Origin of the sequence: Nonlabens ulvanivorans (assembly GCF_000732625.1) — a bacterium.
Lineage (GTDB): Bacteria > Bacteroidota > Bacteroidia > Flavobacteriales > Flavobacteriaceae > Nonlabens > Nonlabens ulvanivorans.
The window spans coordinates 1,291,695-1,301,330 of record NZ_JPJI01000032.1; the positions used below are offsets into that span (position 1 = coordinate 1,291,695).

Below are 9,636 nucleotides of genomic sequence, written 5' to 3' on the forward strand. Positions count from 1 at the left end.
TTGAATTGTAAAATTAAATGTACCTACAAATAAAGCCGTTAAAACTATATTAAATATTTCAGTGACATTTTGACATTGATTTTTGTATGGCAGTACTTTTGACTATAGGATGTAGAATGAGCAAAAAGGCTGTTGTGATTACGCTTTCGCGAAAGCATGATTTAAACAAACAACGGCAATATGTTAACCATTAATTCCTAACAAAACTAGGAGACCAGTTATGGCAAAGAATAAAAACGAAGAACAAGAATTAAACGATCTAGAATCGCAAACTGTTGATCAACAGGATGGTGTAAATGATAACACTACAGATGAAGAACAAGAGCAAAAAGATCCTATAGTAGAATTAGAAGAGCAACTGCAACAAGAAAAGGATAAGTTCTTAAGACTATTTGCAGAGTTTGAAAATTTTAAAAGACGCACAGCAAAGGAGCGTATCGAGTTATTTAAAACAGCTGGAGAAGGTGTTTTAAAAGACATGTTGCCAGTTATAGACGATTTTGACAGAGCAATGATTGAGATCAATAAGTCAGAAGATAAAAACCTTATTGAAGGTGTTACTCTTATTTCTAACAAACTGCGCAATACCTTAAATGGTAAAGGATTAGAGCAAATGGAAGTTAGAGCTGGAGACGCTTTTAATGCAGACTATCATGAGGCGATTACACAGATTCCTGCACCTAGTGATGAGATGAAAGGAAAAATAATTGATGTAATTGAGCAAGGTTATAAACTGGGTGATAAGATAATACGTTACCCTAAAGTAGTTATAGGACAATAACATGGCAGATTTTTATGACATATTAGGCATTTCAAAAAGTGCCACGGCAGCAGAAATTAAAAAGGCTTACCGTAAGAAAGCAATTGAATTCCATCCAGATAAAAATCCTGGTGATGAAACCGCAGAAGAGAATTTCAAAAAAGCAGCAGAAGCTTATGAAACCTTAAGCGATCAGCAGAAAAAAGCTCGTTATGATCAGTTAGGTCATCAAGCATACACATCAGGTGGTGCAGGCGGTTTCGGCGGCGGCGGCGGTTTCGGTGGCATGGATATGGACGATATATTCAGCCAGTTTGGAGATATTTTCGGTGGCGGCGGATTCTCTGGTTTCGGCGGTGGCGGCGGCTTCGGTGGCGGCGGACGTCGTAGAGTTAAAGGAAAAGACTTGCGTATAAGAGTTTCTTTAACGCTAGAAGAAGCAGCTGTAGGAGTTGAGAAAAAAGTTAAGGTAAAACGTAAAAAGCAAGCACCAGGTGTTACCTATAAAACATGTACTACATGTGGTGGATCTGGTCAGGTTACACGTATACAGAATACCATTTTAGGTCGTATGCAAACCAGTGCACCATGTAATGTGTGTGGTGGAGCAGGACAAACCATGGATAAAAAACCAGCTGGAGCAGATGCACAAGGACTGGTAATAGATGAGGAAACTGTATCTATCAAAATACCTGCTGGTGTAGAAACCGATATGAGGTTAAAAGTAAGCGGGAAAGGTAATGAAGCACCAGGTAATGGAATATCCGGTGATTTATTAGTTGATATTGAGGTTAAGGAACATGCAGAACTGCAGCGTGAAGGGAATAATCTACACTATGATCTTTATGTAAGTGTGCCAGAAGCGGTTCTAGGAACGACTAAAGAAATACAGACGGTAACAGGTAAAGTTCGTATTCCTATTGAAGCAGGAATACAAAGTGGTAAAATATTGCGACTGCGCGGTAAAGGTATGCCTAATGTTAATGGCTATGCAACCGGTGACTTATTAGTACATGTTAATGTATGGACGCCACGTAATCTATCAAGAGATCAAAAAGAATTTTTTGAATCTATGATGGCAGACTCACATTTTGAACCAGCACCTGAAAAAGGGGACAAATCTTTCTTTGAGAAAGTGAAGGATATGTTTTCTTAAAAGAATCTTAAATAATTGAAAATTTAATTATATATTTGGTTTAACAATTGGTTAACCAACCAAATGTTATTTTTCTTTTTCATAGCAATTTTTCCCACCTTTCTATTAATTAGGAAGGTGGGTTTTTTGTTATTTGTAACCTAAATAAATGTAAATGCTCGTTAGAAGGTGCGAGATATTTTTAAATTAGCAAGCTTTAGATATAATATGAAGAACACGCTTGAAGCAAGACACATTGTAAAACGTTACGGTGACTTTAGGGCACTCAATGACGTAAATATTGCAGTTCCCAAGGGAAGTGTTTACGGATTACTAGGACCTAATGGAGCTGGTAAGACATCTTTAATCAGAATTATAAATCAAATTACGATGCCTGATGGTGGTGATATTCTTCTTAATGGAGAACCACTTGAGCCTAAACATATCTCACAAATTGGTTATATGCCAGAGGAAAGAGGTCTGTATAAATCCATGAAGGTAGGTGAACAATGTATCTATCTAGCCATGCTTAAAGGTCTTTCAAAATCTGAAGCAAAGGCAAAATTAGAATACTGGTTTGATCGTTTAGGAATGCAAGGCTGGTGGAACAAGAAATTACAAGAACTATCAAAAGGGATGGCTCAAAAAGTGCAATTTATTGTCACGGTAATGCACGAACCAGATTTACTAATCTTTGATGAACCGTTTTCTGGTTTTGATCCTGTGAATGCAAATCTAATAAAAGATGAAATCTTGCAATTAAGAGATCAAGGAGCAACTATTATATTCTCTACCCATCGTATGGAAAGTGTAGAAGAAATGTGTGACCATATAGCTCTTATCAATAAATCTAACGTAGTTTTAAGTGGTAAACTCAGTGAGGTGAAACAACAATTTCGTAATAGAGAATACGCTGTGTCACTTATTACTCAAGATAATGCTAGAACTTTACAATCAATACCAGATTTATATAATGCAGAAGGTATCGAGTTATCTGGTTTAGATAATACATTAGATTTTAAAATTAGATTGCCAGAAGATATAACTATAGCCCAGTCGTTAAATGATTTAACGAGTCTAGGCGAGTTGACCCATTTCAGTGAAATTATACCTAGTGTTAATGATATCTTTATTAAAACAGTGAAGCAAGATGGATAAGTTGTGGCTTATAATTAAAAGGGAATACCTTAATAAGGTCAGAAACAAAACCTTCATTATCATGACTTTTGTAAGTCCTATGATATTTGTGGGTGTTGCTTTACTAGTCGGCTTTCTTACTAGTCTTAATAATGATACTACTAGAAAAATTGCTATACTAGATGACACGAGTATATATGCTCCACTTTTTGAAGACTCAGAACGTACAGAATATATAATACTTGAAAATAATAATTTGCAGGTAGCTATAGACGCAAGTAAAACAGCAGATTATTATGGATTAATACATATAAGTGAAAATAAGAATCAGTTAGGTGAGGTTACCTTATATTCTGATGATTCTCCATCTTTAGGTTTTATAAATGAGATAGAAGATAAGATTAGTAAAAAAGCTACAGAAGACCGATTAGTAGCCAGAGGTATTAATCTAGAGACTATTAAAGAATCTAAAATCACAACAGACTTAAAATTACAAAGTTATACTGGTGTGCAAACCAGTAAAGCAAACGGATGGATTAAAATGGCTTTCGGTGGTGGAGCAGGATATTTATTAATGATGTTTATTATCATTTATGGTAATATGGTAATGCGATCAGTTATAGAAGAGAAAACAAATCGTATTATAGAAATTATTATTAGTTCTATTAAACCTATTTATTTAATGATAGGTAAAATTACCGGAACATCGCTTGCCGGAATTACTCAGTTCATCATTTGGGTAATACTAGGAGGAATTCTCTTCACCGTTGCTAGTACATTTTTAGGGCCTGAAGCCGTGCAGAGTCCTGGTAACGAAATGGCCATGTCCCAATTAGAGAATATGGATAAGATGCAGCTCATTATTAATGATATCATGCAGCTACCTTTACTTAAATTAGTGATTTGTTTCTTTATTTATTTTATAGGTGGATACTTTTTATATGCTGCAATATATACAGCGATAGGTGCTGCTGTAGATAATGAAACAGATACACAGCAATTTATGCTACCGGTTATATTACCTTTAATATTGTCAATCTATGTAGGATTCTTTTCTGTCATGGATAATCCTCATGGAACTGTTGCAGTCATATTCTCGTATATCCCATTAACTTCTCCTATAGTGATGTTAATGCGTATTCCTTTTGGAGAGATTGCATACTGGGAGATAGGACTTAGTATGTTATTACTGTATGTAAGTATCTTTGGTGTGGCATGGTTTGCTGCAAAAATATACAGAGTAGGTATATTAATGTATGGTAAAAAAGTAAATTGGAAAGAACTATATAAATGGCTTAAGTATTAATGAAAGAACTTTGGAAAAAGCTTAAAGGATTCTTTGATTATGAAATAATCAGTGCAGATAAACCTGGTGATTTTCATCTAGACGCCGGTCATATTATTCTGGCAATACTGGCTATCGTTGTAGCATCGCTTGTATTAAGAGGTATAAAAAGACTTCTTACGCGTAAGATGGATGAAACCGACAAGCTCAAATTTGATAGTATTTTCAAGTTTTTCAATTACATAGTTTACATTATAGTCATAATTATCGTTCTCAACAGTTCTGGTGTAGACTTAACTGCTATATTAACGGCTAGTGCGGCATTATTTGTAGGTATTGGTTTTGCCCTGCAAGACTTTTTTAAGGATATAATTGCAGGAATTACCATATTAGTTGATAAATCATTATTAGTGAATGATATTATAGAAATGGAAGGTAAGGTAGGTCGTGTTTTTGAAATACGACTGCGTACAACTCGAGCGATAACTAGAGATGATAAAGTACTAGTGATTCCTAATCATTTATTTTTACAACAGACAATATATAATTATACCCAAAACCATCCAAAAACAAGAGAAAATATACAAGTAGGTGTCGCTTACGGTAGCGATACAGAACTAGTTAAAAGACTGTTGCTTGAGTGCGCAACTAATCAAAGCGGTGTACTTAAAAGTCCTCAACCATTTGTCTTGTTCAATAATTTTGGAGATAGTGCGTTAGAGTTTGCACTTTACTTTTTTGTGCGAGATAGTTTTGTGGATCCTCGTATTAAAAGTGAGTTGAGATTTGCTATTGACAAATCCTTTAGAGCTCAAAATGTTACAATTCCTTTTCCACAAAGGGATGTTCATATTTTTCAATCAAAAGATAAAACCATTTAATGTTCAAAAGAATTCTAATTTGTTTTTTTATACTCGCTTTCGCGAAAGCGTATTCACAAGGTACCGATTTGTTCCGTACAGAGTATACCTATTTCCCACAACGCAATTCAGACAACAGTTTCAGGAGATTTAGAACCTTTGTGAATGTACCCCTTAAAATTGGAGAAGGTACTTATCTCGTTCCGTATCTAGAATACAGGAATGTTCACTTTGTAGTAAAAGATTCTGAAGATTTCAGACAATTCGGTACTGATCGGTATGAAAGTTATGAAGTTGCATTAGGTTACACTACGCCTTTAAAAAATAACTGGAGATTAGGAACTCGTATAGGCCTGTTAGCAGCATCAAATTTTGATGCAGGAAAAGCTATTAGTGATGATTATTTTTTAACGGCCAGCGCTTATTTTATTAAAAGTATGACAAAAAGAGATGATGGTGGAAAACCTTGGAGATTAGTCGTAGGGATTCAATACTCCACAACAGCTGGACGTCCTTTTCCATTACCGTATTTGAACTATTACAGAGAATTTGCTCCAAAATGGAGTTTCACCTTAGGAGCTCCAAAAATGAATCTCGTGTATCGCTTTAATGATAAAAATATGGTACAATTATATGCACGATTAGATGGGTTTTATGGAAATATCCAAAACAATGTAAACACAACTAATGGCGTTGCAGATAATGTTTCAATGACTACAGCTATGGCCGGTCCTGGATATCAGTATAACTTTACTAAACATATTAGTGTTTATGTGTATACTGGATATACTATCTTTAACGATATAAGGTTAAGAGATGCAGGTGGTGATGATGTTAAAAATGTAAATGATAGTAATACGTTCTATTCTAGAGCAGGTATAAAATTTAAAATATAAATGGCAAATATTCTATTAATAGAGGATGAGGCAGCAATTAGACGTGTATTAAGTAAAATACTGTCTGAAGAGAATAAAAGTTATACTGTTACAGAAGCAGTAGATGGGTTAGAAGGCATTGAACTCATAAAGAAAGAAGATTATGATCTAGTTCTATGTGATATTAAAATGCCTAAAATGGATGGAGTTGAGGTGCTAGAGGCAATCAAAAAAATCAAACCTGAGATACCAGTTGTTATGATATCTGGTCATGGAGATTTAGATACGGCTGTCAATACGATGCGTTTAGGAGCTTTTGATTATATCTCTAAGCCGCCAGATTTAAATAGATTACTTAACACAGTTCGTAATGCATTAGATCGTAAAAGTCTTGTGGTAGAGAATAAACGTCTAAAAAAGAAAGTAAGTAAGAACTATGAAATGGTCGGTGATAGTGAGCTGATATTTATTATCAAAAACATTATTGAAAAGGTAGCTCCTACAGATGCTCGTGTTCTTATTACGGGTGGCAATGGAACGGGAAAAGAATTAGTAGCACATTGGTTGCATGAAAAAAGCCACCGTTCATCAGCACCGTTTATCGAAGTGAATTGTGCTGCAATACCAGGTGAGTTGATCGAGAGTGAGCTCTTTGGTCATGTTAAAGGTAGCTTTACCGGAGCTAATAAGGACCGTGCTGGTAAGTTTGAGGCAGCAAACGGCGGAACTATTTTTTTAGATGAAATAGGAGATATGAGTCTTAAAGCTCAAGCAAAGGTGCTGAGAGCTCTACAAGAAAACAAAATACAAAGAGTAGGTAGTGATAAAGATATTAAAGTAGATGTGCGCATTCTTGCAGCTACTAATAAGGATTTAAAAAAAGAGATCTCTGAAAATAAATTTAGAGAGGATTTATATCACCGTTTGGCTGTTATTCTCATTAATGTGCCATCGCTTAATGATAGACGTGAAGATATTCCGTTACTTATAAAGCACTTTGCAGCTAAAATAGCAAAAGAACATGGTGGTACTACAAAGGAGTTTTCTGATAAAGCGGTAGGAAAGCTGCAAAATTATGATTGGACGGGTAATATTAGAGAGCTACGTAATGTCGTGGAACGACTAATTATTTTAGGTAGTGAAGAAATAAGTGAGACAGATGTTAATTCATTTGCTAGTAAATAAAGACGTATGAAAACCAACCCTTTAAATTATCTCGCTTCTGGGGATATCAAGTTAAGTAATTTTGATACTACACCTAAGGAATTATTGAGTAAGAAAGAAGCAAAGGCATCACTTGAAAAATCTCGAAGAGCGTTAGCTAAATTTCAAGAAGAACTCTATGCTCATGATCGCCATGCTGTATTGGTTTGTTTTCAAGGTATGGATACTGCAGGGAAAGATAGTTTGGTTAGGGAAGTTTTTAAAGACTTTAATGTTCGTGGTGTCGTACAACACAGTTTTAAAGTACCTACTGAATTGGAATTATCACATGGTTATCTATGGCGACATTATATAGCACTACCATCAAAGGGTCATTTTGGAATATTTAATCGTACTCATTATGAAAACGTGCTAGTTACACGTGTACATCCTGAATACTTAATGGCTGAGAATTTACCAGATATTAAGAGTCCCGATGATGTGAATGAAGAGTTTTGGGAGATGCGTTTTGAGCAAATAAATAATTTTGAAAAAGAACTTTCTCAAAATGGAACATATATTTTTAAGTTTTTCTTGAATATTTCTAAAGACGAACAAAAAAATAGATTGTTGAGAAGACTGCATCTTCCTGAAAAAAACTGGAAATTTTCAGGAGGTGATTTGAAAGAAAGAGCTCTTTGGGATAAATACATGAGCTGTTATGAAGAAGCTATTTCCAATACTTCAACAGGAATTGCTCCTTGGTATATAATTCCATCTGATGATAAACCTATGGCGCGTAAAATTGTTTGCGATATCTTATTACAGACGCTAGAGTCTAAAACCCATATTATAATGCCACAATTAGATGATAATCACGTTGAAAAAATTGATGACTATATTAAAGTTTTAGAAAACGAATAGTTAACTATTTATAGTTTTTTCAATTTATGATAATTCTAACTTTAAAGATTTTCATATCATAATTTGAGTAGCTCTTTGTCATTATCTTTGCCATCTTTTTGATAAGCATGGCACTACAGGACTATACACGTGAATTTGGTAAGAATTTAAATATTGCTTATCCTATAATGGCTGGGCAAATAGCGCATCTTCTAGTTGCATTTGCAGATAATGTAATGGTAGGTAAATTGGGTGACGCTCAGCTAGCTGCTGTTTCTCTAGGAAATACATTAATTTTTATAGCCCTCAGTATAGGTATTGGTTTTTCATTTGCGATAACACCTTTAGTTGCTGAGGCTGATGCTAAAGGTGATTTTCAAAAAGTAAAAAGTATTTTTCACAATGGAGTTTTAGTTTCCACAATTAATGGAGTGATATTATGTGTTCTTCTATTTCTCTCAGAACCAATCTTGTATTACCTTGATCAGCCAGAAGAGGTTATTATTTTAGCTATTCCTTATATGAGAATTGTAGCGATATCCATGATTCCTTTAATGATTTTCCAGTCGTTTAAACAATTTGCAGATGGTCTTTCTAAGACGGTGTTTGCCATGCAGGCTACGATAATAGCAAACATTGTGAATATTATCTTGAACTATTTATTGATTTATGGAAAGTTTGGGTTTCCAAGATTAGAGGTTGAGGGAGCTGCTTATGGGACTTTAGTAGCAAGGATACTCATGGTTCCTGTTTTGATGTTTTTGCTTTCGCGAAAAGTAGAACTAAAAAGATATTTTTCTACAGTAGAAGCATTTTCTGTTGGAATATTTAAAAAATTATTGAACTTAGGATTTCCTACAGCGCTACAAATGTTTTTTGAAGTTAGTCTTTTTACTGCAGCAATCATTCTTAGTGGTGTGTTGGGTACTAAAAGTCAGGCAGCAAATCAAATTGCTCTCAATTTATCAGCAATGACATTTATGGTTGGTGTTGGCCTTAGTGTGACAGCGACCATAAGGATTGGTAATCAACTGGGAAATGGTAATATTTTAGAACTTAAAAGAATTGCGAGATCTATATTCTTGTTGACATTAATTTTAGATGTGATTTTTGCTGTAATATTTTATGCTTTTAAGGATCAATTACCTTGGATTTATATTCAAGACGTAGAAGTAGTGAATATTGCTTCTAGTTTGTTGATTGTAGCTGCATTTTTTCAAGTAAGTGATGGTTTACAAGTAGTCTTCTTGGGTGCATTACGAGGATTACAAGATGTATGGATACCTAGTGCAATATGTTTTATTGCATATTGGTTAGTCGGATTTCCTGTTTCTTACTACTTAGGTATTGTGCTTGATTACGGCGGGCAAGGTATTTGGATTGGCTTATTACTAGGATTAAGTGTATCAAGTATGTTGATGTATCTGCGTTATCGTTATTTGATAAGGGTTAGATTGGTTAAATCATTTTCGTAATGACTTGTTTGTTTGTGTTTTACGAATTATTTTAATTTAATTTGGCAAAAAGTTTGGTTGGTA

Annotated in this window: 9 protein-coding genes; all 9 read left to right on the forward strand. The window is 34.6% G+C overall.

What is annotated here, in order from left to right:
- The first annotated feature begins 220 nt into the window (after positions 1-220).
- The 9 genes from IL45_RS12910 to IL45_RS12950 all read left to right on the forward strand — a co-directional run bounded on the left by IL45_RS12910 (position 221) and on the right by IL45_RS12950 (position 9,573).
- Entirely contained in the window at positions 221-781 is a 561-nt protein-coding gene (locus IL45_RS12910; RefSeq protein WP_036584651.1) for a nucleotide exchange factor GrpE, read from the forward strand.
- A 1-nt stretch (position 782) separates the two neighbouring features.
- A complete protein-coding gene (gene dnaJ, locus IL45_RS12915) occupies positions 783-1,916 on the forward strand; it encodes a molecular chaperone DnaJ (protein WP_036584653.1) in 1,134 nt (377 codons plus the stop codon).
- Positions 1,917-2,123: 207 nt separating this feature from the next.
- Positions 2,124-3,053 (forward strand): ABC transporter ATP-binding protein, encoded by a 930-nt coding sequence (locus IL45_RS12920; protein ID WP_036584655.1) that lies wholly within the window; start codon positions 2,124-2,126, stop codon positions 3,051-3,053.
- Entirely contained in the window at positions 3,046-4,338 is a 1,293-nt protein-coding gene (locus tag IL45_RS12925; protein ID WP_036584658.1) for an ABC transporter permease, read from the forward strand. Before IL45_RS12920 ends, IL45_RS12925 begins: the two co-directional genes overlap by 8 nt.
- Positions 4,338-5,198, forward strand: coding sequence for a mechanosensitive ion channel family protein (locus IL45_RS12930; RefSeq protein WP_036584660.1), 861 nt, complete (start codon positions 4,338-4,340; stop codon positions 5,196-5,198). The genes IL45_RS12925 and IL45_RS12930 overlap by 1 nt, the downstream gene beginning before the upstream one ends.
- Entirely contained in the window at positions 5,198-6,073 is an 876-nt protein-coding gene (locus IL45_RS12935) for a DUF6268 family outer membrane beta-barrel protein (protein WP_036584663.1), read from the forward strand. The genes IL45_RS12930 and IL45_RS12935 overlap by 1 nt, the downstream gene beginning before the upstream one ends.
- Positions 6,074-7,237, forward strand: a complete 1,164-nt coding sequence (locus tag IL45_RS12940) for a sigma-54-dependent transcriptional regulator (protein ID WP_036584666.1) — start codon at positions 6,074-6,076, stop codon at positions 7,235-7,237.
- Between the two features lie 6 nt (positions 7,238-7,243).
- Positions 7,244-8,119 carry a PPK2 family polyphosphate kinase gene (locus IL45_RS12945; protein ID WP_036584668.1) on the forward strand — a complete coding sequence of 292 codons (876 nt, stop codon included), beginning with the start codon at positions 7,244-7,246 and terminating at the stop codon, positions 8,117-8,119.
- 107 nt (positions 8,120-8,226) lie between these two features.
- Positions 8,227-9,573, forward strand: a complete 1,347-nt coding sequence (locus IL45_RS12950) for an MATE family efflux transporter (RefSeq protein ID WP_036584670.1) — start codon at positions 8,227-8,229, stop codon at positions 9,571-9,573.
- The last annotated feature ends 63 nt before the right edge of the window (positions 9,574-9,636 follow it).